The following is a 2,149-nucleotide window of genomic DNA, read 5'->3' on the forward strand; positions in this document are numbered from 1 at the left end:
CGGCCAAGGTGATTACGGAGAGCCAAAGGTCGGACGATCGCTCGACTATCCAGGCCGCTAGTTTCTCATCGGAGGGCGTCCTGCGTTTTGAAGGGGCAAGCAAGCTGACGACATTCGTGTCCAAAAGGTACAATGTCAGAACGCCGGATCGCGCAGAGCCCGTGCGGGCTTTCGGCTTCGCGCTGGCAGGTCAGCTTCCTCCAGGGGCGAGTTTGTGAGCAGCCAACCCAGCGACGGCACACGGGAAAGGCGTTCGTACTCCGAATAGCTGATTACGACAGCCTCTCTTTTGCCGTGACGGGTGACGACCGTCGGTGTGCCCGCAACCGCTTCGTCGACCACATGTGAGAACGTAGCCTTGACGTCTTTGAGCTGAATCTCTTTCATCATGATTGCTCCCGTGACTAAAGTGGTCATATAAATTATGGAGCGAGTTTTGGCAAGCAGTCAGGACGGATCGGTGCGCCTACGGCGCTCGATCTGCCGCCAGTTGGCAGGCTGACATCTCACATCAGGTCTAATCCGGAAAACCGCGTCTTCCCCGTTGATCTGGAAAGTACGGCGATCGACCCCGACACAATCGCGATTAGCCAGCAACACGCAGCAGCCGACACCGCCGACGGCAGATAGAGCCTGTCAAGACTGGACTGGGCGGCAGCGAGCAGCGGCTCGACCTTCTGCCCGGCGACGCTCAATTCGATGTCGGTTAGCCGCCGGGGTGATTTCCGGCCTGCAGGAACCAGCCTGTGCAACGAGGCCGAGCGCCGCCACGAATCGACCAGCGCCGATTTTTCAGCGGCATCCGACGTGATCGATGCTTGAACACGGTCTGCACGCAATGTGGCCATGTGCCGGTCCATGCCTTCCTCCCGAAGCCTGAACGCCGATAGACTTGCCGCTGTTTCCTCAATCTTCCAGCGGCATAACAGATGTCCTCCGCGCTGCTATCTTGCTCTTGTTGCCCCGCTGTCAAATGGTCTGAAGTGCTTGTACCATCCAGGAGTCGGAGCGCAGCTCATTCGCTCATCGCATGAAGCGCATCATGCCTGATGATTTCGATGCTGCGCAGGCTGAGCAGGCGGATGACGCCCTTGTCCTTCAGCCGGGTGAAGATCCGCGATACCGTCTCGATGGTGAGGCCAAGATAATCGCCGATATCCATGCGCGACATCGGAAGTTCGACCTGCCGCAATCCGCCCTGGCGCTCCGACAGGTCGACCAGGAACGCGGCGACGCGTTCGATGGCGCTCTGGCGACCGAGGACCAGCAGGTGTTCCTGCGCTCTGGTCAACCCCTTCAGCGCCAGAGGCAGCAACTGATGGGACATATCCGCTCCAGCTGTGAGGCGGAAGACGCGGACACCGGTGGAATTGACCGCTTCAGCAAAGAAATGGTGCGTCGTGTCGGCTTCGAAGCCGAATGTCTCTCCGGCGAGATGAAAGGCACTGATCTGCCGGCGGCCGTCAGCAAGCAGGCGGTAGACGCGGACGGCGCCGAACTCCACCTGGTAGAAGCCTCCGGCCTTCTCGCCCTGGGCGTAGATTTCCGCGCCTGCGGGATAGAAGCTGAGTGGTTGCAGCAGTGCGGGCTCAAAAGCCTCCGGCAGGTTGGGCTGGGCAGACCGTGACGGCAGCGAAATTCTGGAGGAGGTGTAGGCGTGCATGGCTGTTTTCCCGGTTTATCCGTGACACAGCAATCGCGCGAATCCGCGGGTCGCGAAATTCGGTTATGTCCCTACGGGAAACTACCTAGAGCCGCTCCTCCTGAATCGGTCCAGCGCTGGTCGCCGCAGTGAAGAAAGCTATTCACTTGCTTCGCGGCCCGACACCTGCTGGATCAAGATACGGAAGAAAACGTGGGGTGCACTGTCCGACACCGCAGGCATGAGTGGCTTGAGGGCGCCGGGCTCCCACCAAGCGGCATGCTTGCTCAACATCGCCCATGCATGGTCACGCTCGAGCTTGTGGCCAATCCGGTCCGGCAGTTCCTCATAACGGCCATCGACGACGACGCTTCTCCAGCCTCGGCCCTGGCCGCGTTCACCCACCTGGACGGACACCAGGGGATTGGCACGCATCCAGTCGATCTTCTTGCCGGGCATGGAAAACGCGTAGAGATGATTGTCGGCGTGCGCATAGTGCACCGGCAC

General features: G+C 60.2%; 4 protein-coding genes. All 4 read right to left on the reverse strand.

Annotation, left to right across the window (positions count from 1 at the left end):
• Positions 1-135: 135 nt before the first annotated feature.
• Complete coding sequence (locus EN914_RS33060) at positions 136-387, reverse strand: type II toxin-antitoxin system Phd/YefM family antitoxin (RefSeq protein WP_024505312.1); 252 nt, start codon at positions 385-387, stop codon at positions 136-138.
• Between the two features lie 119 nt (positions 388-506).
• Positions 507-860 carry a hypothetical protein gene (locus EN914_RS33065; protein ID WP_013525372.1) on the reverse strand — a complete coding sequence of 118 codons (354 nt, stop codon included), beginning with the start codon at positions 858-860 and terminating at the stop codon, positions 507-509.
• 155 nt (positions 861-1,015) lie between these two features.
• Entirely contained in the window at positions 1,016-1,663 is a 648-nt protein-coding gene (locus EN914_RS33070) for a helix-turn-helix domain-containing protein (protein WP_013525373.1), read from the reverse strand.
• A gap of 138 nt (positions 1,664-1,801) precedes the next feature.
• Positions 1,802-2,149, reverse strand: a 348-nt coding sequence (locus EN914_RS33075; RefSeq protein ID WP_245497902.1) for a pyridoxamine 5'-phosphate oxidase family protein, incomplete at its 5' end; no start/stop codon positions are given.

This window comes from Mesorhizobium sp. M7A.F.Ca.CA.001.08.2.1, from assembly GCF_003998455.1.
Classification (GTDB): domain Bacteria; phylum Pseudomonadota; class Alphaproteobacteria; order Rhizobiales; family Rhizobiaceae; genus Mesorhizobium; species Mesorhizobium ciceri.